Annotated in this window: 17 protein-coding genes and 1 riboswitch; of the genes, 9 read left to right on the top strand and 8 right to left on the bottom strand. The window is 45.9% G+C overall.

What is annotated here, in order from left to right:
* The first annotated feature begins 346 nt into the window (after positions 1-346).
* The 4 genes from DYD21_RS02515 to DYD21_RS02500 all read left to right on the top strand — a co-directional run bounded on the left by DYD21_RS02515 (position 347) and on the right by DYD21_RS02500 (position 7,904).
* On the top strand, positions 347-3,403 hold the full coding sequence (locus DYD21_RS02515; protein WP_116031780.1) for a TonB-dependent receptor: 3,057 nt from the start codon (positions 347-349) through the stop codon (positions 3,401-3,403).
* A 42-nt stretch (positions 3,404-3,445) separates the two neighbouring features.
* Positions 3,446-4,837, top strand: coding sequence for a RagB/SusD family nutrient uptake outer membrane protein (locus DYD21_RS02510; protein ID WP_116031776.1), 1,392 nt, complete (start codon positions 3,446-3,448; stop codon positions 4,835-4,837).
* Between the two features lie 40 nt (positions 4,838-4,877).
* Complete coding sequence (locus DYD21_RS02505) at positions 4,878-5,384, top strand: DUF4843 domain-containing protein (protein ID WP_116031772.1); 507 nt, start codon at positions 4,878-4,880, stop codon at positions 5,382-5,384.
* A gap of 159 nt (positions 5,385-5,543) precedes the next feature.
* On the top strand, positions 5,544-7,904 hold the full coding sequence (locus tag DYD21_RS02500) for a DPP IV N-terminal domain-containing protein (RefSeq protein ID WP_116031769.1): 2,361 nt from the start codon (positions 5,544-5,546) through the stop codon (positions 7,902-7,904).
* Positions 7,905-8,011: 107 nt separating this feature from the next.
* Here the strand turns inward: DYD21_RS02500 and DYD21_RS02495 are convergent, their stop codons facing one another.
* Positions 8,012-8,389 (bottom strand): GxxExxY protein, encoded by a 378-nt coding sequence (locus tag DYD21_RS02495; protein ID WP_116031765.1) that lies wholly within the window; start codon positions 8,387-8,389, stop codon positions 8,012-8,014.
* A gap of 240 nt (positions 8,390-8,629) precedes the next feature.
* On the opposite strand from DYD21_RS02495, the gene DYD21_RS02490 reads away from it, so the two are divergent.
* Both DYD21_RS02490 and DYD21_RS02485 read left to right on the top strand, forming a co-directional pair.
* A complete protein-coding gene (locus DYD21_RS02490) occupies positions 8,630-9,208 on the top strand; it encodes a hypothetical protein (protein ID WP_147303473.1) in 579 nt (192 codons plus the stop codon).
* Between the two features lie 17 nt (positions 9,209-9,225).
* On the top strand, positions 9,226-10,026 hold the full coding sequence (locus DYD21_RS02485; protein ID WP_116031758.1) for a dienelactone hydrolase family protein: 801 nt from the start codon (positions 9,226-9,228) through the stop codon (positions 10,024-10,026).
* A gap of 654 nt (positions 10,027-10,680) precedes the next feature.
* On the opposite strand, the gene DYD21_RS02480 is transcribed toward DYD21_RS02485, so the two are convergent.
* The 4 genes from DYD21_RS02480 to uvrA form a co-directional block, all read right to left on the bottom strand.
* Entirely contained in the window at positions 10,681-11,463 is a 783-nt protein-coding gene (locus tag DYD21_RS02480) for an ABC transporter ATP-binding protein (RefSeq protein WP_116031755.1), read from the bottom strand.
* Between the two features lie 15 nt (positions 11,464-11,478).
* On the bottom strand, positions 11,479-13,035 hold the full coding sequence (locus tag DYD21_RS02475; RefSeq protein WP_233505464.1) for a hypothetical protein: 1,557 nt from the start codon (positions 13,033-13,035) through the stop codon (positions 11,479-11,481).
* An 80-nt stretch (positions 13,036-13,115) separates the two neighbouring features.
* Positions 13,116-13,742, bottom strand: a complete 627-nt coding sequence (locus tag DYD21_RS02470) for a porin family protein (protein WP_116031751.1) — start codon at positions 13,740-13,742, stop codon at positions 13,116-13,118.
* A 412-nt stretch (positions 13,743-14,154) separates the two neighbouring features.
* The gene (uvrA, locus tag DYD21_RS02465) at positions 14,155-16,974 is read right to left on the bottom strand and encodes an excinuclease ABC subunit UvrA (RefSeq protein ID WP_116031748.1); all 2,820 of its coding nucleotides are present in this window, start codon (positions 16,972-16,974) and stop codon (positions 14,155-14,157) included.
* 235 nt (positions 16,975-17,209) lie between these two features.
* Here uvrA and DYD21_RS02460 point away from each other — a divergent pair, with 235 nt between their 5' ends.
* On the top strand, positions 17,210-17,578 hold the full coding sequence (locus DYD21_RS02460; RefSeq protein WP_116031744.1) for a DUF2237 family protein: 369 nt from the start codon (positions 17,210-17,212) through the stop codon (positions 17,576-17,578).
* 301 nt (positions 17,579-17,879) lie between these two features.
* On the opposite strand, the gene DYD21_RS02455 is transcribed toward DYD21_RS02460, so the two are convergent.
* A complete protein-coding gene (locus DYD21_RS02455; protein WP_116031741.1) occupies positions 17,880-19,610 on the bottom strand; it encodes a carbon starvation protein A in 1,731 nt (576 codons plus the stop codon).
* Positions 19,611-19,837: 227 nt separating this feature from the next.
* Between DYD21_RS02455 and DYD21_RS02450 the strand changes: the two genes are divergently transcribed.
* Positions 19,838-20,608, top strand: a complete 771-nt coding sequence (locus DYD21_RS02450; protein ID WP_116031737.1) for a lipopolysaccharide assembly protein LapB — start codon at positions 19,838-19,840, stop codon at positions 20,606-20,608.
* Between the two features lie 357 nt (positions 20,609-20,965).
* Here the strand turns inward: DYD21_RS02450 and DYD21_RS02445 are convergent, their stop codons facing one another.
* Complete coding sequence (locus DYD21_RS02445) at positions 20,966-21,481, bottom strand: hypothetical protein (RefSeq protein ID WP_116031733.1); 516 nt, start codon at positions 21,479-21,481, stop codon at positions 20,966-20,968.
* A 161-nt stretch (positions 21,482-21,642) separates the two neighbouring features.
* On the bottom strand, positions 21,643-22,221 hold the full coding sequence (locus DYD21_RS02440) for a hypothetical protein (RefSeq protein WP_116031729.1): 579 nt from the start codon (positions 22,219-22,221) through the stop codon (positions 21,643-21,645).
* A 274-nt stretch (positions 22,222-22,495) separates the two neighbouring features.
* A riboswitch (cobalamin riboswitch) is annotated at positions 22,496-22,701 on the top strand.
* Positions 22,702-22,849: 148 nt separating this feature from the next.
* On the opposite strand from DYD21_RS02440, the gene DYD21_RS02435 reads away from it, so the two are divergent.
* Positions 22,850-23,830: a ribonucleotide-diphosphate reductase subunit beta gene (locus DYD21_RS02435; RefSeq protein ID WP_116031726.1), complete on the top strand. Its 981-nt coding sequence runs from the start codon at positions 22,850-22,852 to the stop codon at positions 23,828-23,830.
* The last annotated feature ends 16 nt before the right edge of the window (positions 23,831-23,846 follow it).

The following is a 23,846-nucleotide window of genomic DNA, read 5'->3' as shown; positions in this document are numbered from 1 at the left end:
TCTAAACTATATAGTCGTACAAGTATTCTGGAAGTTAATTTTCCAATTAATGGTTGATCTTTTATACGGTAAAGGGGGCGATACGTGTTGTTCAAACTCAAATAAAATTTAATGAATACATAGCTTTTCATTTGTTAAAAATTTAACTATCAGCGTAATAATAGCTTTATTTTTTGAAATTAATATGACATTACTCCTACAAAAATAATCAAATAATTAAGCTTGGATCAAATAGTTTAATTGTCTTACATTGACCGAAGTGGTAAAGCTATCGCTTTTCATAAATACAATCACAATTGCTCAATCAGAATTAAAACCTCACCTAATCAACTAAATGTAGATAACTATGATAAATAGAGATACAACATTTAAAAAACCGAGAGTAGGATGGTTCTGCTCACTTTTTATTGCACTCTGCATGTCAATCCCATTGGCAGTTTCTGCACAAACCGGGTTGCAGGGAACGGTATCGGACGAAATCACAAATGAATCCCTTGTGGGAGCGACAATTTTTATCCTGGAAACCGAACAGGGTACGAATACAAATGTCGATGGAGAATTCGAACTTACCGGAATAGACCCCGGAGATTACACGATACAAGTTTCTTTTATCGGGTATAATCAACTCCAGCAGTCAATTTCAGTATCTTCCGGAGAAATGCTGCAGCTGGATCTCCAGCTATCACCCGAAGAGATTGGGCTTGATGAACTCGTTGTAACCGGGTATGGAATTCGTCAAAGACGCGAAGTTACCGGTGCAATAAGTTCGGTCAGGGCTGATCAAATTACTTCTCGTGCTATTCAAACACCTGATCAAGCCCTTCAGGGACGCTCAGCGGGGTTGCAATTTGTTGGTTCGAGTGGTGCTCCCGGATCTCAGGCAGAAATTTTGATCCGCGGTACAGGTTCGATCAACTCCAGTAATACACCTCTTTATATAGTAGATGGCGTTCCGCTCGAAGATTATTTTCGCTCTAACATTGCCACTACCAATACAGCATTATTGTCAGGATTAAATCCCTCTGATATAGAATCTATCGATGTTCTTCGTGATGCTGAAGCAACTGCTATATATGGTGCTCAGGGTGCCAATGGTGTAGTTCTTATTACCACAAGAAGAGGACAGCAGGGGGCTACTCAGTTCACGGCAAATGTAAGATTTGGCACCCAAGAGTTAAATAGTACATATGATCTCATGACCGGTCCTCAATTTGTTGAATTTATGCAGGAAGCAGCTGTAAACCGGGCTTTAGATCTTGGAAATGATCCGGAAGCAGCACGCCAAAGTGCCATTAATACATATGGACATCCTGATGAAGTGGGTACTTACGACTGGTTTGATGCAATGACGAGAACCGGGACAAATTCAAACTATAATCTCTCTGCAGCAGGTGGCAGTGAAACAACTCGCTTTTTCGTTTCCGGTGGATATAATAATGTAGAGGGAGCCATTTTAAGTTCATCATATGAGCGAACTACCCTTCGTGTCAATATCGATCACGACGCATCAGATAGATTATCTTTTACTTCCAATGTTAATCTATCCCGTTCAACAATGACTGGACAAAGTGAAACCGGCGGTAATTTTATCAATAGTCCGTTTCATGGTGCGGTTACTACCCGGCCTACAACCCCAATCTTCAATGAAGACGGGACCTATAATCAGGATATTCCTGCCATTACCTACAATATGCTGCAGGTACTTAGAGAAGAAGAACGAATTGGCCGGGAATTCCAATTAATCGGTAACCTTGCTGCTACATACAATGTTAATGAAAATCTCGCCTTCAGAGGTCAATTTAACACCGATATTCGACTCTCACGGGACCGCAGGTATAATAATCCAAGTATTCCAAGATACAATAACTATGGCGGGTCTGTTTTTGAGCGCACAACTGAGAATGAGAATTTCAGCGGTAACATTGTTGCTGATTACATTACCAGCTTTCAGGCTGTACATAATATAAGTGTTGTAGGTGGCACTGAGTACAGGGTGCGCGATTACCGGTTTCACTCAGCAACAGGTGAAATGATACCAAACCCTTTATTAGGTCAATTAAATCTGGCTGGTGTTGCATCCGCTGTTGCGGGACGTACCACACAGTATAAAACAGCTGGAGCGTTCTCAAGGTTTCAGTACAACTATGACCAGCGCTATTTTGCCAGCTTTAATCTGAGGTATGATGGACACTCCCGGTTTGGTTCTGATACACGGTGGGGGCTCTTTTACTCCATGGCTTTCGCGTGGGATGCTGCACGGGAAGGCTTTTTGCAGGATGTCGCTTGGGTTAACCAATTGAAACCTCGTGTCAGCTATGGAATTACCGGAAATGCTGGTATCGATGATTTTTCCAGCCTCGCGCTTTTTGGTTCTGGCGGAACATATATGGGCAGTACAGGCCTGAGACCTTCTCAATTGGGTAATGCCAATTTGGGCTGGGAGCAAGCAAGAAGTACCGATATCGCAGTTGATTTTGCTCTGTTTGAAGATCGGGTTTACGGTAGTTTTGGTGCTTACAGAACCGATAATGAAAACCTGTTATTAAACAGAAATCTGCCTAATGATAGTGGCTTCAGCAGTATCACTGAAAACGTAGGATCTGTAAGAAACGAAGGTCTTGAAATCGAGCTTGGAGCTGTAGTTCTGAGTTACGGACAATTTTCATGGTCATCCGATTTCAATATTACTTTTCCCCGAAGTGAAGTTCTATCACTTGAAGGAGACCAGGAATGGATGAGTGATCCGAACATTACCTCCTCCAGAATTTATGTCGGCCAGCAGCGCCATCAGTGGTGGGTACGTAATTATGCCGGTGTTAACCCTGCAGATGGGCGTGCTTTGTTTTATGACGCGGATGGGGAACTAACCTATTCAGTTGGCGGCAGTGACTACTTTACCGCTGGTAGTATTGAACCGGACTATTATGGCGGTTGGAGTAACCAGTTTTCTTATGGCCCGGTATCTATGGATATTTTCTTCCAGTATGAATTCGGAAGCCGTATTCTGGATGAACAGTACTCCAACTTCCATCTCGCTCCCCATAGAGGTCGTAACCTTTCACCTGATATGTTCAGGCGTTGGCAACAACCTGGTGACATTACAGATATTCCAAAGCCATACACTTTGTCTTCTTTCCCGGGAGGAACAGGGCATAACTTGTTCTCTGACAGAAGACTGTATGATGGTTCATATATAAGGTTGAAGAGCATTAACGTAAGCTACAATTTACCTGCAGGGTTGGTTCAAAGGATGAGTCTGAGCTCACTTTCAGTTTTTGCGAGAGCGGAAAACTTGCTTACATGGACAAACTACCCTGGTCTCGATCCTGAGGTATTCGCCCATAATCAGACACGATATCCATTACCCCGTTCATTAGAATTTGGGGCTGAAATCAGGTTCTAAACCATCTCAGAAATCATTTTTAAAAAAATTAAATTTAATACTATGTATAAATTAGCAAGTAAAATTACTATCGCTTTGTTCGGCGTGGTGTTGTTTATGAGCTGTGACGGTTTATTGGATACCAGTCCAACCACCAATGTGGATCCGGTAACGGCACAGGAGAATATCCAGGGAATTGAGGCGATTCTAACCTCAGTTTACAACCGATTGCAAAGCGAATTCCGTTATGGCAGAGAACTTGTTCTCACCCCGGATATTTTAGCAGATAATACCGATCAGCACCCGACGACATCCGGTCGCGGTGATAATTATGCAGTGAACAGTCAGGGATCACACATCTCCTTTTGGAACACTGCATATCTTACCATAAATGAGGCCAATTATGTTATTGCAGGTTCTTCAGAAGTTGAAAACGTGCCACAGTCAACACGCGACCGATTACGTGGCGAAGCCCTGTTTCAAAGAGGTCTTGCTTACTTTGACCTTGCAAGAACGTACGGGTATGAGCCTGGGCGTGAAGTTGATGGATGGACGCAAAGTGCCATTCTTCGCACAGAACCAACTCGTGATGTGAACGATGCTGACTATAGAGGCCGTGAAAGTAACACCGTTATATATCAGCAGGTAGTAGATGATCTTGATGAAGCAATTCAGTTGCTATCCTCTGATGATCGGGGAGTATATTTTGCCAATTATGTTGCTGCAAATGCATTAATGGCAAGAGTACACCTTTACCTTGAAAACTGGCAAGAAGCCATTGAATATGCTGACGAAGCACTTGCCAATACAAGTATTCAGCTTCTTGATGATGTATCCGATTTCGAATCAAATCCATTCAATAGTGTTCCAAACCCGGAATCTCTTTGGGAACTCAATATAGATCCTGTTGAAGAGAGCCTTGGGTCAAATGTTGGGCTTTGTCCGTGGACCAACCCAACACACTGGTTCGACATTACTATATCTGAAAACCTGATGGAAACATTTGACGAGGATGACTATCGGTTGAATCTTTTTGCGGTTCATTCGGATGGGTTTCCTTATACCTTGAAATGGGCATGTTCTACAGGTCCGTTTGATGACAATGTGCCGATTATCCGATTACCCGAACTCTATCTGATTAAGGCAGAAGCTCATGCCGAGCTCGATCAGTTATCTGATGCTCTTTCCAATCTTGAAGAGCTTCAGACAGCACGGGGACTCTCGCCATTTGTGTCTGCGGACAAGGATGAGATCATTGAAGAGATCATGGTTGAAAGACGTCGTGAGCTTCATTTCGAAGGTCACAGATGGTTTGATCTGAAGCGTCGAGGGATGGATATTCCAAAACAGGCGGGTGCGACAACTGTGCCCTATACTGATTACAGGTTATTGTCTATTATCTCCCAATCCGAGGTAGATAATAACCCTAATCTGGATCAGAACCCCGGATATTAATTCAATCAAGATTATCAAAAAATTAAAACTGACAATAGCTATGAAATATCAAACAATTTCCAAACTTTTCATATTGCTCGCACTTCCATTGTTGTTGTGGGGTTGTTTTGAAGATCACGCATCTCAATTTCATCTCGATGATGTAAATCAGGTAGAATGGGCTCCGCCAGACCGATCCTCAAGCTCCCTTTCCTATACGGCAACGCTGGAAGCAGATCAGTCAGAAAATGTAACGATAACTCTGGAGGTGCAGCTTATTGGTGCACAAACCGGTTCAGACCGTATAGTTGGTGTTGCAGTTTCTGAAGATGGAGATGCCGAAGAAGGTCAGCATTTTGAAATCCTCAATTCAAATAATGAAGTAGTGATCCCTGCAAATAGTAGCAGCGGTACTGTGGAGGTTCAAATTTTGGCGTCAAACATTGGAAATGGTGAAAGCGTCTCAACCATACTGGAGCTGCAGGATGGGAATGAGCTTAGAGCTGCAGTCAATCTGAAAGATCTGAGTCTCACAATTGAAAAAGAAGAACCTGAGGATGATGATTAATAAAACGTAGTCACTATTTATTACCGCGTTATTTAAAGCCGCCCTTTAACATGAGGGCGGTTTTTTTATGAGAGAGATAAATATTGTAAAGGCCCGTGCATCCGTGCGTATGTTTTATGATATTATCCTGATTATTAAAACAAGTAACTACGCAGTCTTATGATCTTACGCTACTCTCTTTCGATTTCAATCTCCCTTTTTATCACATTTGCACTCTTCTCATCTGATACAATTGCCCAGGACGCCAACTTTGAACTCGCCGAGCAGTTTACTTCTCAACAAATGCAAAAAATGACGGGCAACACTTTTTTGCGTACCCGTTGGATTGAAGATGAAGACCGTTTCTGGTACGAATGGGAAGATACAAACGGGAAACGATGGGAGTTTGTGGATGCAGGAAACCAAACCCGGCGCCCGCTTTTCGATCGGGATGAAATGGCCGCTCAGCTTTCTGAAGAGTTCAGCCGGGGATTCAATGCAAAAGACCTCGATCTCAAAGAATTTGATTACGATACCGATCGCGGTTTTTTCACCTTTCATATCGATAGCCTGGAATTCAAATATCACATCGACCGGGATGAGCTGGTTCGGGGTGATTCGCTGAAACCGGATGAAAGTGAGAGCTGGCAAAGTTTCTCGCCCGACAGTACCTGGATCGCATTTTCCCGTGAGCACGATCTCTATGTGATGCAGGCCGATGACCCGGATAGTACGGAAATCCGCCTGACGAACGACGGGGAACGCTGGTACAGCTACCAGGCCGATCACGGCGATACAACATCCACAGAAAGACTGCGATCCCGTGCCAGCTGGTTTGAAGATTCTCAAAAACTGTATGTAAAGCGTCAGGACTGGCGCGATGTGGATGAACTTTGGGTGATAAACACCATCGCGCAGCGTCCGGAACTGGAGACCTACAAATACAATCTGCCGGGTGAGGAAAATCATTACCAGGATGAAATTATGGTGTTTGATATGGAAACCCACGAAGGAATCCGGCTCGATACCGATAAATGGCCCGATCAGTCCCTTGGCGGAGTTTACGTCAGCGGCGGCGGAGTTTATACATCGGATGAATCGGACTATCTGTGGATTTTACGGCGAAACCGAACGTGGGATGAAATTGACGTCGTAAAAGCCAATACCACAACGGGTGAAACGGAAGTGTTATGGTCGGAAAAAAGTGAACCCTATTTTAATGTGATGAACTCCTATCTTGGGGTCATTAACAACGGCGAGGAGTACATCTGGTGGAGCGAACGCACCGGCTGGGGACAGCTTTATCGATACGACAGCGAAGGCAACCTGGTGAACCGAATTACGGACGGACACTTTATGGTAGCTGATGTGGCTGCCATCGATACGGCCGCGAGCACCATCTATTTTGAAGGGTTTGGTCTGGAAGAAGATCGAAATCCGTTCCATGCTCATTATTACAAGGTTGAATTTGACGGATCAGGCCAGGAACTCATCACATCCGAAAACGGAAACCATTCCGTGAGTATGAGTGATTCCCGGGATTACTTTGTGCAGAACTTTTCACGTCCCGATCTGCCGACAAAAGCTGTGTTGAGAGATAATCAGGGCCGGACGATAATGGATCTTGAAGAGGTGGACCTCACCAAAATGTATGAGGTCGGCTACACTCTGCCGGAAGAGTTCAGTGTGAAAGCTGCAGATGGCACCACAGATCTGTTCGGTGTGATGTGGAAACCGGCTGATTTTGATTCTTCTAAATCGTACCCGATCATTTCGTACGTCTATCCGGGTCCGCAGGTTGAGCCCTATCCGAGAGGGTTTTCGGTAGGCGGAACGGCAGCAAGAGCTCACTCACTTTCGCAAGTTGGATTTGTGGTGATCGCGATGGGGAACCGTGGAGGAAGCCCGTTGCGGGAAAAATGGTATCACAGCTATGGTTACGATAATCTGCGGGATTACGCGCTGGCAGATAACCGCTACGGAATTGAACAGCTCGGTGCCCGCCGTGACTATATCGACCTCAGCCGCGTAGGAATTTACGGTCATTCCGGCGGTGGATTTATGAGCACGGCCGCACTGCTGACCTACCCCGAATTTTTTAAAGTAGCGGTTTCATCTGCCGGAAATCACGACAATAACGTTTATAACATCTGGTGGAGTGAATTTCATCACGGCGTAACCGCATCGACAGACTCTGTAACCGTGGAAAATGAGGATGGTGAAGAGGTGAAAGAGGAAAAAACCACGTTCAGTTCGCGTATTCCTGCAAACCAGGAACTGGCTGATAATCTGCAGGGGAGATTGCTTCTGGTTCACGGGGAGATGGACAACAATGTTCACCCCGCTCACACCTATCGAATGGCAGATGCTCTGATTCGCGCAGGCAAGCGGTTTGATATGATGATTTTCCCTGAAGCACGCCATGGGTTCGGCCGTTACTCCAGCTACTTCGAACGGATGCTCTGGGATTATTTTGCCGAACACCTGCTGGATTACCGGGAAGACGGAGTGGATTATAATATTCCCGATCACCTGGATTGACGCTGGTTACCACGCAGATTTTCGCCGAGTATGCCGCTGAGTTTCGCAGAGTTGAGATTACCCTTAGCGAAACTCAGCGTTTCATCTGTGTAATCTGCGAGTTATCCTTAAAGGTCATTTACAATCCTGGTAATGGAATCCTTAAGAGATACAGAGTTGAAGTTCATCAGCAAACCTAAACGTATATCGGCCAGTCGAATATAGGTGAGCAACTGCTTGTAATGTACATCCTGTAACGTTTCTACAGATTTTATTTCAACGATTACTTTTCCGACCACAAGAAGATCCGCGCGGTATCCCTGATCCATCCTTAAACCATCATAATGTACGGGAATGCCCAGCTGCCTTTTTACATCCAATCCGTCTTTTTGTAACTCATGCGCTAACGCAACTTCGTAAACAGATTCAAATAGCCCCGGACCCAATTCGGTGTGAACAGTAAATGCAGCTCCTCGAATTCTGTAGCTCAAATCATTTTCATGCATAGTATCCTCTCTTTTTGATATATAGGTGTTTTACTTATACGATCTGAAAAAGATAAATACCTTACAGTTATTCACGCAGATTTTCGCTGATGCTGAATCTTCCCTCTGCGAAACTCAGCTGATTCATCCGCATAATCTGCGATCACTCTTCAATATCTGGGCTATCGTAATATCGTTTTATTATTGAGTTTCTTTATGATACTTTAGTTCAGGAAAAAATTAACACAGCTTCTGAAACGTATGAATAGATCCTTTCTACTTTTTTCGATGATATTATTTATTGCCGCGTGCAATTCGGAACCGAAACCCTACGATCTGTTTTTTGATCAGCTGGCAGAACAGTGCGGCAACGCCTATCCGGGTGGATTGACCCTAGAACCGGAAGGCGATGAAATGCTGACCGGAACAGAAATGCTGATCGTCCATTTCCGCGAATGTGATGAAAATCAGCTAAAACTCCCGTTCCATATTGAGCTCGAAGATGAAAACGACTGGGACCGGTCCAGAACATGGATTTACACGAGACATGATGACGGCCTTGAGATTCGTCACGACCATCGAAAACCGGACGGTACCGAAGATGACCTGACGATGTACGGCGGCCACTCTGTTGGCGATGGAACGGCGATGAGACAGGAGTTTCAGTCGGTCGAGAGAAGCGAAGAGATGGGGCATTTCCGCGGCTGGCGGATTGAAATCGTGCCGGGAGTGCGCTACACATACGGCACCATTCGCGATACAACCTGGAGCTGGCGCGTAGATTTTGACCTGACTGAACCTCTTGAAGAAAATCCGCCGGCGCCCTGGGGACATGAATAAAAAAATAAAGTTCTGATATGAAAACCATCCCTGTTTTAATCTGCTTCCTGTTTCTGTTTCAAACAGCATTAGCCCAGGATTTTGCCGTGCAGCAGCTCGAAAACTCGCCCCGTCATCACGAGTGGATTGAGCTGGGAATAAATGATCGCACGCTCTACAATTTTGTAGCCTATCCGGAAGTATCGGAAAATGTACCCGTTGTGATTGTTATCCACGAAAACCGCGGACTGACGGACTGGGTGAGGAGTTTTTCAGATCAAATAGCCGAAGCGGGATATATCGCTATCGCACCGGACCTGCTTTCAGGTTTTGATGAGGATCATGCGCGCACTTCCGATTTTGAAAACTCAGATGCTGCCCGTGATGCACTCTACCGGCTGGATCCTGATCAGATTATCAATGATCTGATTGCTGTTCAGAACTACTCAGGTATGTTAAGCTCATCAAATGGGAAGGTTATTGTTGCCGGATTTTGCTGGGGCGGTTCTCAAACATTCCGTTTTGCAACCTACACCGAGGGCATTGAGGCTTCACTCGTTTTTTACGGAAGCGCACCGGATGAAGAAGAGGTATATCAATATATCAACGCTCCGATTTATGGCTTTTATGGGGAAAACGATCAGCGGATAAATGCTACAATCCCTGCAACTGAAGAGCGGATGGATCAGTTCGATAAGATATTCAATTATGAAATTTATGACGGAGCCGGCCACGCATACATGCGCAGTGGTGACAGCCCCGATGCTTCCCCCGAAAACAAAGAAGCGAGAGACAAATCCTGGGAACGCCTCAAAGAGATCCTAAATCAATACAAATAGCGTTTGTACCCCGGTTCGCCGAACCGGGAATGGCTGAAGGCTGGCAATGGAGACAAGTTTACTCACTCAAAGTCGTGCCACCAGCGAACTCATCTGGTTTTTGGATGCCTGTAAAATGGATTGAGATGTAGGGTGGAAAAGGTGTTTTGGCTTAAGTTACTCTGCTCTTTCTGCTAAAATCTGTGTAGCGGTTCAGCGAACCGCGGTACATACGCCGGTTCGCCGAACCGGGAATGGCTGAAGGCTGGCAATGGAGACAAGTTTACTCACTCAACGTCGTGCCACCAGCGAACTCATCTGGTTTTTGGATGCCTGTAAAATGGATTGAGATGTAGGGTGGAAAAGGTGTTTTGGCTTAAGTTACTCTGTTCTTTCTGCTAAAATGTGAGTAGCGGTTCAGCGAACCGCGGTACGTACGCCTGTTCGCCGAACCGGAAGGGTTGAAAGTTGGCAATGGAGACAGACTTACTCATACATAATTTTGCTACCAACGAATTCATCTGGTTTTTGGATGCCTTCAACATGGATTTAAGATGTTGGCTGGAAAAGGTGTTTTGGCTTAAGTTAACTCTGCTCTTTTTGCTGAAATTTGAGTAGCGGTTCAGCGAACCGCGGTACGTGGTTCACCGAACGGGAAAGCTAACTGAGACTTATCTAAAACCAATTCAACAACTCATCTCCTTTATCGTGTATGTCGATATAGTTTTCGAAGATTTCGTTAAGGTTGGAGTCTTTTTGAAGTTCGTGTCGTGATTTGGCGTCGAGGTAGGCGAGGATTTTTCCCTGGTGCAGTATGGCGATATCATCACACAAATTTTCGACAACCTCAAGGATGTGGCTGGTAATGAAAATGGTGGTCCCTTTATCCTTAAGTTTTCGAATTACGGTTTTCATTCGACCGATGGATATCACATCCACGCTTTCAAATGGTTCATCCAGAAAAAGCAGTTTCGGTTCGGTTAAAATGGCGGTGCAGAACGCCAGTTTTTTTCGGCTTCCGGAGGAGAGCTGACGTACTTTTACATAGAGATATTCCTCGATCTCAAAATAGGTAAACAGCGATTTGATCTTATCATTAAGATCCGGCCCGGACGTTCCATACATCTCACAAACATAGGTGGTAAACTCGTAACTGGTGAAATTTTCAAATAAGAGCGGCGGCTGAAGGACAGACGCGATCTCATTTTTAATTTCCAGTTCGTTGTCTAGGGTCAGTTCACGGTCATTGATGAAAATATCTCCGGAATCTCGTTCTAAAAGCCCGGTTAAAAGACCAATAAAGGTGCTTTTTCCAGCGCCATTCGGACCAATCAACCCGAAGATGGTACCGGCCGGAACATCAAGGTTCAGGTTCTGGAGTACCGGTTCGCCTTCATAGCTTTTCCGGAGGTCGGTAACGCGGAGTGCATGTCGGGTATCTGAAGATCGGTTTTGCATAGGTCATCGGCCGGGTTAAAAATCATTCCAAAGTTGAAGCAGAATCTTTTTTCGAAAAGCGTTGGCCAGCAGTTCGATATTTGCCATCAGGTATACGCAGATAATTCCTATCAATGCACCCATAAACCAGAGTCTGTGAATTTGCCAGTCTCCTAGCGGGATAAAAACCGCATAGCCAAGAATAAATATCATCAGCGAAATTGTAAATGTAACTTTCTGCGGCACAATCGGGTGTTTATAACTGAATGTACTGTATTGTGCGGTTTGATATTGATAAAAGGAGCTCCACATAAAAAAGAGCATAAAACAGAGAAAAAAGAAGGTATTGGCGATGTAGATGCCGTAAACCGTACCGAGCTGCGGCAGATAGATAATTTCGAGTACCGTAATCACAAAGAAGATAATGATCGGCAGAGTGATGACGCCCAGAAATCGCTCTTGCAGCTGGTGCTTCAGCGAAACGGGAAACTGAAGGTGCAGCAGCATCTCGCGATGTTCATAACCGAACATGTTCGCCATTCCCATGGCAAGCAGCGCAACCGGAATAGCCGCAAGCATTGTGAGAACCAAAACCTGTGTGATCACACCAAAATCCATAAACAGAAGGATCGGAATGTACACAAGCGGGATGATCAGAATAGCTACAAGTTGAAGTTTATTATAGGGGTGAATGATCACGTAGTATAAATATTTACCGGCATTGGGACCGAGCCATCTTTTAAGAAACGCCCACAATGAGCTGAACTGACGATTTCCGCTCTTTCTGGCCGATGGATTCTGTAAACCGCTGCGAGTCAACCGGTAATGATCTAAAAAAATCACCCAGGTTGCAGCCAAAACAGCAAGCATTATGGCAGCAGCTTCAGTGAAAATAAAGGGATAGGTTGCGGTTTGATAGAGAATTCCGCCAGGGAGCCAATAAAGCACGTTCATCACCTGTGAAAGCTGAATAGCGAGCGGCCCCAGAATTGCTTCGGGATCGCGTGAAATGATTGCTACAGCGAGGATAACTCCAAAAAAGATGAACAGTCCGCTGCCGATGATCAGCCGAAACCTCTGTTCCATCAGCCTGAGAAAACGTTGTTTGACGGAATAGATTAAACCATAATTCAGCAGAAGTGCGGCCACCATCAGCGGTATATTGATTCCGGAATGGATTTGCAGACCCAGAAAAACCAACCATGTGAAATTATAGATGACATTCACGGGGTGATATAGGCTCATCAGGTTGAGGTGCCATGCCAGTTTTCGGGACGGATATCCGAAAGCGAGAAGCTTTCTGTTCTCTTCGATGTTGATGAGGCGGGTGTTCGTGAACGAAAAATGGATCAGCCAGAAAACATTGGCAAATGTAAGTAAGATTAGATGATGCATCTCGGCCGTAAGCCATGGGAGATCCATCTCAAGCTGAGTGGTGGTGGAATCGAGAAAAATAACCACAACCGCAGTTCCAAGAATATTAATAAACATGCCAACCAGGAAAAGGGTATACCCGATAAAAAGCGCCGCCTGAAGCCGTGTTAAGCGAGCCAGGAAAAGTTTCCAGTTCAGGTATAAGAGTCGGGGGATCATGGTTTAGAATGAAGTGCACTGCAATAAAAAAGATAGGTTATTATCGGCAGTAATAACCTATCACTTTATATGAGAGAAGTTTAAAACATGATTCCTGCAGAAATCATAAAGACACGGTTTTTTTCGTCGTCTACTTCAAACTCAGTGTCGTTGATGTTTGAAAACCCAAAACTGTAGCGTGCAGATACATTCAGTTTGGTGATTCCAAAATTGAAATCAGCACCTACTCCTACGATACCACCAAAATCAAGATCGGTTGTCTCATTACTAAAATCTTCAGAGAATGATGCGGATCCGCTGGAAGCTTCCAATTCAGAATTAATATTATAGGCAGCATATGGCCCTGCTACTATATGTGGACTAAATGGTCCCGGAGGGCCCACACTGATCTTAGCAAGAACGGGAATTTCGATATAGTCGAGTTTTCCAGTGATTGTGATTCCTTCCTCTGTAAACTCCGCACCTTTCTGCGTATAGTAAAGGCCCGATTCCACTCCCAAAGGAAGCATGGGAAGGGAAAAGTCCAGGACGAGTCCGGCATGAAATCCGGACCTTGAGTCCACATCATCATCACTGGATAAGGTTGCAAAATTGAGTCCGCCTTTGACCCCAAAATCAATCGGACTTTGCGCATTTACTTGATGTGTAAGCCCGAATGAAACGATCACGAAGATCGATAGGACAGCAGTTGTTAGTTTTTTCATCATAATAAATTGAATAAGGTTTTTCAGTTAGCTTTTTTTGCAGAATCCGAACCGATTTTGAGATAAGCGCTTAATCAACCCGAAACACCCCAAAAGGCATAACGACCTGGCACATGTTCATCACTCCCGGAGCAGAAGACTGCCGGATTAATAGAATGCTCCTGACTACAAGAGGCTTTAGCAAGATGATTGTTACAAATTAATTTAAAGTACTAAAATGAACGTAATTTAATGAAAGGCACATCAATCTTTCATTAATCAAAACAGAATTGAATACCCACTCACCCCAACACTGCGCCATTGCGCCGCCGCGAGCCCGATGGCGAAGATAAAGTCACATCCATCAATCTACAAGCTGCGCCTTCGCGCCGTTGCGAGCACCACCCGTACAGTTTTATTTCTCATTTGCCTTCCCCTAACCCAAAACATCCCTCAAAAAACGTCCCGTATGGCTCTCTTCAATTTCCGCAATCTCTTCAGGCGTGCCGGTACCTACAATCTGCCCGCCTCTGAACCCGCCTTCAGGACCGATATCGATCAGCCAGTCGGCCGCTTTAATCACATCCAGGTTGTGTTCGATGATAATCACCGAATGCCCCTGGTTCACAAGTTCGTTAAACGATTTCAGCAGCTTGGAGATATCTTCAAAATGCAGGCCGGTGGTCGGTTCATCAAAAAAGTAGAGGGTTTGATCGGTGTTCGTTTTGGATAAGAATTTGGCCAGCTTCACCCGCTGTGCCTCCCCGCCGGATAGCGTTGTGGCACTCTGACCCAGTTTCAGGTAGCCAAGCCCAACATCCTCAAGTGGCTGCAGCTTACTGATAATGGATGTTTCATCCACAAAAAACTCAATCGCGTCGCTCACACTCATCTCCAGCACATCGTGAATGTTATGTCCGCGGTATTTTACCTGCAGAATATCTTTCCTAAAGCGTGTGCCGCTGCACTCCTCGCACACCAGTTCGATGTCAGCCATAAACTGCATCTCAATTTTCTGAACGCCCTCGCCCTGGCAGCTTTCACATCGCCCGCCCGGCACATTGAAGGAGAAGTGACCGGGTGTATAGCCCATGATCTTTGACTGACGTGTATTGGAAAAAAGATCACGGATGCCATCAAACGCCTTGGTATAGGTAGCAGGATTGGAACGCGTGGAACGCCCGATCGGGCTTTGATCCACCATCTCAACAGCCTCAACATTTCGAACGCCGTCAATTCCGCGGTTTCGCCCAACCTTCTCTTTCCATGTGCCAAGCTGCTTCTGAATGTGTGCGTAAAGTGTGTCGTGCACCAGGGTGGATTTACCCGATCCTGAAACACCCGTCACACAGATCAGTTTCCCGAGCGGGAAATCCACATCAATACTCTTCAGGTTGTGTTCGGTTGCTCCGGTAATAGAGATCGATTTTCCGTTTCCTTTTCTGCGCTTCTCAGGAATCGGAATCTCCATCCGTCCGCTCAGGTATTTGCCGGTCAGGGTTTTGGCTTTCAATAGATTCTCATACGATCCGCTAAACACAACTTCGCCACCGTGTGAACCGGCAAATGGTCCGATATCAATAATGTTGTCAGCGGCTTTCATCATCTCGGGATCGTGCTCAACCACCAAAACGGTGTTTCCGATATCACGAAGTGATTTCAGAATGTTGATCAGCCGGTCGTTATCGCGTGGATGAAGCCCGATGGTCGGTTCATCAAGCACATAGAGACTTCCGATAAGCGAGCTGCCGAGTGAGTTCGCCAGGCTGATACGCTGCGATTCACCGCCGCTGAGCGTATTTGTCAGCCGGTCGAGCGTCAGGTAGTCCAGCCCGACTTCATCCAGGTATTTCAGCCGCTTGCGGATCTCATATAAAATCTGTCCTGCCACTTCCTGCTCAAAATCGGTGATCTTCAGATCATCAAAAAACTCACGGGCGTGCCCGATCGTCATTTCGGTAACTTCCCCGATATGGAGTCCGCCTACAATAACGTAGAGCGCATCTTTCCTCACACGATATCCTTCACACTCCGGGCAGCGGCTGTATCCGCGATAGCGTGAGTAAAAAACCCGCATGTGAACTTTATAAAACTGACTCTTCACCTGTTCAAAAAACCCGCGGATTCCAACGTATTGATCTTTCCCGTTCCAAATGATTTTCTTCGTCTCCTTATCGAGATCTTTATAGGGAACATCAATCGGCAGCTGGTACTTAGCCGCCACTTTGATCAGATCCTTCAGGTTGCTGCTGAATTTGGGCGAATCAAACGGGGCGATGGCGCCATTGCGTAGTGATTTATCGTGATCGGGAATCACCAGGTCTTCATCAATCCCGGATACTTTTCCAAATCCTTCGCATGAATCACATGCGCCAAATGGATTATTAAAGGAGAACATCTGTGGTGAGGGTTCCAGGAACTCCATACCGTCGCGCTCAAAGCGCTCGCTGAACGGCAGTTCCTCTCCGCCGCGAATCAATACGGAACATCGCCCGCTTCCTTCACGAAAGGCCGTTTCAAGAGAATCTGCAATCCGGCTGCGGGTACCGTCATCCTGCTTAAGCGCAAGCCGGTCGATCAGCACCCGGTGTGTTTTCGGTTTGATACTTTTTGGATCCACTTCATCACGCGATAGATCGGTCATGGATTCATCTTTCACATTCAATATCCGCGTGAGACCTTTCTCTTTCAGAACGGCGAGATGTTCCTCTATTTTTCGCCCCTCGCGCAGATCGATCGGAAATAGAACGTAGAATTTCGTTCCATCATCAAACTGCTCATAAAGCTCTTTGAGGATGGTTTTTGTGGAATCTTTTTGAACTTCTTTTCCGGATTTTGGGGATATGGTTCTGCCGATCCGTGCAAAAAGCAGTCGGACGTAGTCATAAATTTCGGTGGTGGTTCCTACTGTTGACCGCGGGTTGGAGGAAGTGGTTTTCTGTTGAATCGCCATGGCGGGCGAGATGCCGTGCATGTAGTCCACATCGGGCTTGTCCATCCGCTCCAGGAACTGACGTGCATAGCTCGAAAGGCTCTCCACGTACCGGCGCTGTCCTTCGGCGTAGATCGTATCAAATGCCAGGCTCGATTTACCCGAACCCGATACGCCGGTAATGACGGTTAATTTATTACGAGGGATCTCAACATCAATATTTTTGAGATTGTGGACACGTGCTCCTTTTACAACAATGGGCCGCTCTTGTGCGGGAGTTCCGTTTTTTGATGGGGCAGCTGGTTCCGCTTTGGGGTTGCTCATGCAGTGATAAATGTAGTGTTGACTAAACAGTTAAGATACGAATAATTGCTTTGATTCTGAATTACGGATCTTTGCGAAATAGTGTAACGAGTCAGTAGTGCGACAACGTTCGTCTGAATTACGTCGACAGGCAACTCTTCCAAAGGATAATTGATTATGTTGGTATAACAGATCATCTTTGAAGAAATACTTCTTCGAATTTTTATAATGAAATTGACAGACTAAGAAATAGCCTATGGAACCTGAGAAAAACATTTTTGGCACCAAACTGATCGCCTGCAGCGAAGACCCGATGACCGGTTTTTATCGCGATGGATGCTGCAATACGGGTCCGCAGGATCACGGTATTCATACCGTATGTGCGGTAATGACAGAAGAGTTTCTGGAATTTTCTAAATCGAAAGGTAATGACCTGTCAACGCCAAAGCCACAGTGGAATTTCCCGGGATTAAAACCGGGTGATCGCTGGTGTTTATGTGCTCCCAGATGGCTGGAGGCGTATCGGGCTGGAAAAGCGCCGAAAGTAAAACTGGAAGCGACTCATGAAAAAACACTGGAAATCGTAGACCTGGATACGCTGGTGTCGTTTGCGGTGAAGGAGTAAGTTGGGGCCGCACTCCTCTCATTTTCCCCTTCCTCCAGTTCCTCCAGGGAAAAGCATGCTGCATGAAGGGGAGAAGTGTAATTGACGAGCTTCCCGAACGGTGCTCGAAAATCATAAGCAAGTTAAAGCTTGGTCGCACCACCTCTGCTTTGCCTGCGGAAATCGCTTGGAAGGTGTCTCATTTCCATAAAACCGGGACCAAGTGTGGCCGGTAGGTCAGGGATTTCTACCCTCCACGGATGGGGAAGTACAGTTTTGATGACGTAGGCAATCAAAACAAGCTCGGGGGAGCAGATGTGGGCTATGAGTTCTGCTGGCTCTCTTTTCTGAATAAGTTTATCGCCTCCAAAAAGATCCAGATTGTAAATCCAAGAATAAGCGCCCCGAAGCTGAAGAGCAGCAGGTTGGCGTCCGCCTCTCCGTAGCCCGACCACTGAAACACCACCTGCTCGGTCATCGCCCATAGGGTCATAAACAGCACAAAGAGCATCGGGATCAGCGTGTATATGATGCTGCGCCCTTTTCTTTTCAGCCAGATGGTGACAAGCAACAAACTGATTCCCGCCAATAGCTGGTTGGAAGTGCCGAAAAGCGGCCAAAGGAGATATCCCCCCGAGCCAAGCCCGCGGGGTCCCTCAGGCAGCAAAACAAGAGCCGCACTCAAACCAACCGCTATCATGGTGGATGGATGCATCTGCTTCAGCGGTTTGATGGAGTACTCCTCTCCCAGTTCGTTGATAATGTAGCGCATCAGGCGAACGGAGGTATCGAGCGTGGTGGCGGCAAAACTGATGACGATCACGGCAATAATCGTTTCTGCAGCCTGGAGCGGAATCATCAACCCTGTTGCGAGGTACGCGGCGCCTTCAACAAAAATGGCGAGTCCGGTTGCCCCGGCAGCTTCAAAGGAGTGATAGTGTTCCAGGAACTCACCGGTGGTATTAAAATAGGTGACGATCGCCACAATGGTGATCAGCGCCAGCGATCCTTCCCCGATGGCTCCCAGGTATCCAACGAATCGTGCATCAGTCTCTTTGTCGAGCTGTTTGGCCGTAGTACCTGAGGAGACCAGTCCGTGAAACCCGGATATCGCCCCGCAGGCGATGGTAATAAAGAGCAGTGGAAACCAGCTCACATCACCGGTGTTGGGATTTGTGGCGGGGGCCGTAATTTCGGGGCTGGTGATGAACAACGCCAGGTATAGAATAACCAGGCCAAAAATAAGCTGGTACGCGTTGATCAGATCGCGCGGCTGCAGCAGCATCCATACCGGCAGTGTGGAGGCAAAATAGACATAGGTCATCAGGATGATGATCCAGGTAAGAAAAGCCCACTCGGTGGCCGACAAACCAAACCATGACGTTGCTTCCTCGCCGCCAAAATAGCTGACCAGGTCGATCTGCAGCAGCGGCACGTAGCTGGCGATAACGGCAGTGGCGTACATCACAACCAGAACGATGACTGAGGGTATCACCATGCTGCCGGTTTTTCGGTAGGCCCGGAAACCGATCCAGATAGCAAGAGGAATCTGAATGAAAATGGAGAGCACACTCGATGGAAAACTGATAAAGAGGCTGGAGATCACCCAGGCAAACACGGCGTTTACCATCAACACCAGGATCAGAATGATAAAGAGAAAGAGCAGCTTAGCGCGGTGCCCCACCAGCTTATCCGCCAAAATCCCAACGGATTGGCCCCTGTTCCTGACCGAAAGTACCATCGTTCCGAAATCGTGCACGCCGGCGGCAAAGAGGGTTCCGAATACCACCCAGAGCATCGCCGGCAGCCAGCCCCAGTAAACCGCGATGGCCGGCCCTACAATGGGAGCCGCACCCGCAATGGATGTGAAATGGTGCCCCAGCAGCACAAATTTATTGGCCGGAACATAGTCAACACCATCATTAAACCGGTGAGCCGGAGTCATGTAGTCAGGGTCGAGCTGATAGATTTTCTCTGCCAAAAACCGCGAATAGTATCGGTATCCGATGAAAAAAAGAAGGAGTGAAAGTGCAGCAACTATACTTGATGGCAAGACAAGAAGATTGAGTGAAATCGAAATTCCAGCGATTGAGTTTCTGATGGAAATAAGAGAATTTCGGCGTATTGCGCAACCTCCGTATCAATCCGGATAGCTGGCATTTGTGAGTTAAACGTTCATACCCTACGATAAAGATCAACGGATTTGGCGTATATTCTGTTATGTCAACAGAATGAGGCTGATGTCAACTGCCGTTAAATTAAAAATCAAGGTTCCATCCCATGAAAATTCAACAGATATTTTACTGTTTGGTGTGTCTTCTTTTTGTGATCCATTCCGCAGCCATTGCACAAAGTAGTTCTGTAGAAGAGTGGAATGAAGAGGCAAAAGAGAAGTTTGACAGCGGTAATGAGCCTGAAGCTCTCGAATTGTATGAAAGAGTACTGGAGCAGGATCCTGAAAACTTTGATGCGCTCTGGAATGCCAGTCTTCTCTATGCGAGAGCAGGATTTCGACTGGAAGATGAGTCAGAACAGGAACAAAAGTATAACAAGGCACTGGAACTTGCGGAAAAAGCAGTTGAACATCATCCGGATGAAGGTTTTTCCCATTATGCCTATGCGGTAGCAAAAGGGCGGATGACCGATGTTATGGGAAACCGTGACCGGATCCGCACAGCACATGAAATTCGGGATGTGATCGAAAAAGCTGCCGAGTTAATACCGGATTATGCTCCTGTGTGGCACTTTTGGGGTGTCTGGCACCGGGATGTGGCAAATGTCGGCCGGACAGAACGAATCGCTGCGAGATTTATATCCGGAGGGATACCGGATGCAAGTAATGAGAAAGCAGAGGAGTATCTTTTGAAAGCTGTTGACCTTGATGATAACCATATCCTCATTCGTCTCGATCTCGCCCGATATTACCTGGAAGTGGGAGAGGATGAGAAAGCCAAAGAGGTTCTCGAAAAAATTATTGAGATGGAGCCCCGGACGATGGATGATCCCCGTAAGCTGGAAGAGGCCCGTGAGCTGCTGGATGATTTGAACTGAGCAAACGTTTCAGATTAGTGTCATCTCAATGCTGATTTATGGGCTTAAAAATATCCTCATCCGATGACTTCTCGTCATCGGATGAGTGTAGAGGGCTAAAGGTTAATTTATACTGGTATACAATGAATAATGTGAAGGCCGGACAATTCACCAGATGAAGCGAATTTCTCTGGTGAAGATTCTCATCCAACATATCCGTAACTACATCAATTACATGACATTGGCGTAGCGCGATCGATAAAATGTCGTACCGTCATCAGATGAGTTCTTCAAAAATTCGAGTCACGCTGGATCAATAATGATTTATGGATGACTCATCCGCTGACACAATCTGAATAGCTTACCAAAAAGGCGACATTAATCATCGATCACAATTTCTTCCCTGTCCCTGGGTTTTAAGGGTTCAGGTCCCTTGTTTGGATTTTGCCCGCCGCCGCTCTTTTTTTGGAAAAGCTTGATCAGGTTTGAAAAACCGTAGAGCAGGAGAAATGCGGCAATTAAATAAGCGACAGAATCAGGATTTGACAAGATCAGCGCTGCTAAAATGAGGGTAAGAACCCCCATAAACATAAATCCGAAACTCAGCAGCAGCAGCAAGCCAAAAAGCCCGAGAAATGCGGCAAATGAGATCGGAATCAGGTCGGGCATGGCAAAAATCAGTGCACCGAAAAGAATGGGGAAAGCGGCGATAATAGCAGGAATTTTAAAATAGAGAAACATCAAACCGAGAGCAATCAGGTATCCGCCGGCAATCAGGTAGAGAAAGCTGGGATAGATGAGCGTCAGTACACCTGTAGCCAGCGCAAGCACGGCATTCAGAATTCGGCGTTCGCGTGATTTATACTGGATGTTGATATGAAATTGCTGGTACATGAAATATGGCTAAAAATGTTCTGTCCGTTCCGGTCGATCTCAGTTAGGTAAATAAGCTGATATGGGTTTATCGATCGCGTAACGATTTGTTTCGTCCAAATATAAGAAAGCGATGCAAGAATAGATAAAGCTTGATCTGTGTAATAAACGATGATCTTGCATTACCTGCAAAAACCAGCGGTGCCAACGTTTAGCTGATATCCTGATTCAAATGTAAGGGAATGATGCGGAATGTGCAGCAGGTGAAAGGTTCCAATTGCAAATGCTTTGGCATTCTTTGACGAGAGATTTCTATCACGATAAGCTTTGTGCCAGCGTTGTGGGTTACTTTTTCTGGGTGACATAGGATGTGGAAATGACCGTGGGGGACTCCAGATGATAATGCCTTCTAAAATATCACCTGACTTAATAAGGTTGATTTGCAGCGTAAACCGTTCATTCCTGAATCGCTGCTGAGCGGCAAGTGTCTGAATCTCCTCATCGATATGGCAGATGGAAAATCCCTCCCATTCCAGCCTCATTGCAATATCTTTCAAAGTTTTTTCTTTTTCTATTCCAAGTTGGATAAGGTCGGAGTTCTCAGGGGCAAGCTGCAAAATACGGTCTGGCAGTGGAGGATAGGCAGGATTACTAAATTTGGAAACCGAGGGTTTCACCTGTGTATAACACGAGGAAAGAACAAGAGCGCTTATCACAAAAATGAACGCCAGGGCTATGAGACCGTTCAATTTCCTCATCATTTTGGTGATTGATTAAATTTGTCCGAATAATGGCTATCACTTATAACATAGTTACATCACGAGGGCCAAAACATAGCATATGAATGCGGTTCATCGTCAGCGTCTGGGGGCAAAATCTTGGTTGAGAATCACTGATATTTACCAATCTCAGGAAACACAAACGGTAGGTTTCTGCTTTTTCGATCTCTGAAATTTCCTATTTCTCCTGAATATTGTGGACAACTTCGCCATTTTGTGGAAAAGTAAGATTGTTTAGCGACTTAATTTTCATCAAGTTATACGTGTGAGATAAGGTGTTTCGGTGCCGGCAATTGTGCGGCTTCGGAATGAAAAGGGAATCCCGTGAAAAACGGGAGCTGTACCCGCAACTGTAAATTGACGACTTCGGCCCGGTGCCACTGCTTAAGCCCAAAAATAAGCGGGAAGGCGGACCGAAGATTCCAATGAGCCAGGAGACCTGCCTTAGATCAAGTAAACAAACCTTCGGGAGTTAAGGTGCAGTTGAAAAGATCATGAACCCGTTTTGTGGCTGTCCTGTATCCGTATTCGTAGAATCAGCCCGCCCGGATTAACTTTTCTCCTGTTCTATTTTAGCGCCCGCCTAATTGATTAAAATAGACGAAGACTTATGAAATTAACCGGCAAAACCTCTGTGCGAGAGAACATCAAGCTCACGGAAGATCCATCCTACCCGATTTTCAAAGAGCTGTACGAAAAACAGAAAAAAGCGATCTGGTTTCCCGAAGAGCTGAACATCCAGCAGGATGCTCTCGATTACCAATCTCTTTCAGAGAATGAAAAAGATCTGTTCGATACTGCCGTGGGATATTTTTGCTCTTCCGAACTGCTGGTGCAAAACGTGTTGGTGAACACCTTTTTCCCGCTGCTTACCGATCCCCACGCAAAAATGAGTTTCAGTACACAACTCTTCATGGAAAATATCCACAGTGATTTTTTTGAAATTGTGCTGCAATCCTTCGGCATGGATCGCGACAAGATGTATGAAGTGGCGTTTGAAGATCCGATTCTCCGCAAGAAGCAGTCGCTGATTGTGGATGCAATCGATAAAATCAGCCAGGACGGGATCGATCCGGATACAATTGCCGGTCAGAAACAGATACTGAAAGCGATACTGCTGAACAACATCGTGATGGAAGGAATCTTTTTCTATTCCTCATTTGCCCATTTTTTCGCCCTCAAGGATATGGGGAAAATGAATAATGTGGTTTCCGGAGTGGAGTTGGTGCTGATTGATGAATCCCTTCACCTGCAGAACGGAATTGAAGCGATCCTGATCATGCTGGACGAAAACCCGGAAATCACAGAAGATGAGGCGTTTGTGAACGAAATCCGGGATCTGATCCTGGAAGGCGCCGAACTCGAAATCGAATATGTAGAGCACAAATTCGGAGATCACACCATCCTGGGAATCTCGTTCGGTGAGCTGGAGCGCTACCTGAAATATATCACCGATCGCAGGCTCCAGGAGCTTGGGTTTGAGCCTGAGTTTCATATCACCGAGAATCCGCTCCGGTTTCTGCAAAAAGAGGACGTGAAAAAACTGATCAATTTCTTTGAGGTCTCCTCGACAGAGTATACAAATTATTAGGGCTGAGGCGAGAAGT

Source organism: Rhodohalobacter sp. SW132 (genome assembly GCF_003390325.1).
GTDB lineage: Bacteria > Bacteroidota > Rhodothermia > Balneolales > Balneolaceae > SW132.
This window is presented reverse-complemented; position numbering and strand designations above follow the sequence as displayed.

What these genes read in the sequence shown, in the direction of transcription:
- DYD21_RS02495 (WP_116031765.1), bottom strand. Translation starts at nt 8,389, where the DNA reads ATGCATGAAAATGATTTGAGCTACAGAATTCGAGGAGCTGCATTTACT.
- DYD21_RS02435 (WP_116031726.1), top strand. Translation starts at nt 22,850, where the DNA reads ATGAAATTAACCGGCAAAACCTCTGTGCGAGAGAACATCAAGCTCACG.
- DYD21_RS02490 (WP_147303473.1), top strand. Translation starts at nt 8,630, where the DNA reads ATGAATAGATCCTTTCTACTTTTTTCGATGATATTATTTATTGCCGCG.
- DYD21_RS02460 (WP_116031744.1), top strand. Translation starts at nt 17,210, where the DNA reads ATGGAACCTGAGAAAAACATTTTTGGCACCAAACTGATCGCCTGCAGC.
- DYD21_RS02500 (WP_116031769.1), top strand. Translation starts at nt 5,544, where the DNA reads ATGATCTTACGCTACTCTCTTTCGATTTCAATCTCCCTTTTTATCACA.
- DYD21_RS02440 (WP_116031729.1), bottom strand. Translation starts at nt 22,221, where the DNA reads ATGATGAGGAAATTGAACGGTCTCATAGCCCTGGCGTTCATTTTTGTG.
- DYD21_RS02485 (WP_116031758.1), top strand. Translation starts at nt 9,226, where the DNA reads ATGAAAACCATCCCTGTTTTAATCTGCTTCCTGTTTCTGTTTCAAACA.
- DYD21_RS02510 (WP_116031776.1), top strand. Translation starts at nt 3,446, where the DNA reads ATGTATAAATTAGCAAGTAAAATTACTATCGCTTTGTTCGGCGTGGTG.
- uvrA (WP_116031748.1), bottom strand. Translation starts at nt 16,974, where the DNA reads ATGAGCAACCCCAAAGCGGAACCAGCTGCCCCATCAAAAAACGGAACT.
- DYD21_RS02480 (WP_116031755.1), bottom strand. Translation starts at nt 11,463, where the DNA reads ATGCAAAACCGATCTTCAGATACCCGACATGCACTCCGCGTTACCGAC.
- DYD21_RS02450 (WP_116031737.1), top strand. Translation starts at nt 19,838, where the DNA reads ATGAAAATTCAACAGATATTTTACTGTTTGGTGTGTCTTCTTTTTGTG.
- DYD21_RS02505 (WP_116031772.1), top strand. Translation starts at nt 4,878, where the DNA reads ATGAAATATCAAACAATTTCCAAACTTTTCATATTGCTCGCACTTCCA.
- DYD21_RS02475 (WP_233505464.1), bottom strand. Translation starts at nt 13,035, where the DNA reads ATGATCCCCCGACTCTTATACCTGAACTGGAAACTTTTCCTGGCTCGC.
- DYD21_RS02445 (WP_116031733.1), bottom strand. Translation starts at nt 21,481, where the DNA reads ATGTACCAGCAATTTCATATCAACATCCAGTATAAATCACGCGAACGC.
- DYD21_RS02470 (WP_116031751.1), bottom strand. Translation starts at nt 13,742, where the DNA reads ATGATGAAAAAACTAACAACTGCTGTCCTATCGATCTTCGTGATCGTT.
- DYD21_RS02515 (WP_116031780.1), top strand. Translation starts at nt 347, where the DNA reads ATGATAAATAGAGATACAACATTTAAAAAACCGAGAGTAGGATGGTTC.